The organism is Bacillus sp. SIMBA_154 (genome assembly GCF_046536015.1).
Lineage (GTDB): Bacteria > Bacillota > Bacilli > Bacillales > Bacillaceae > Bacillus > Bacillus pumilus_P.
In genome coordinates, this window is the sequence record NZ_JAWJBV010000236.1 from 1 (window position 1) to 275 (window position 275).

The 275-nt window shown below is 45.8% G+C and carries 1 protein-coding gene; it reads left to right on the top strand.

The annotated features are described in order from the left end of the window. Positions 1-275: ketoacyl-synthetase C-terminal extension domain-containing protein (locus R0K30_RS21865; protein WP_410612930.1), on the top strand; the 275-nt coding region annotated here is incomplete at both ends.

Here is a 275-nt window from a genome sequence, read left to right on the forward strand (position 1 = left end):
GGCATCGTCGGGCTGATCAAATCTGTCCTCATGCTGAATCACAAGAAAAATCCGCCGTTAGCGCACTTTAATGAACCTAATCCGCTCATTCATTTTCACTCATCACCATTTTATGTGAATCAGGAAGTTTCGGAGTTCACATCGGGTGATGAGCCGCTGCGAGGCGGAGTCAGCTCATTTGGCTTTAGCGGAACGAATGCTCATGTGGTATTGGAAGAATATATTTTTCAAAGTGAGTATGCACCCGAGGATGAACATGAGCCGCACCTATTTGT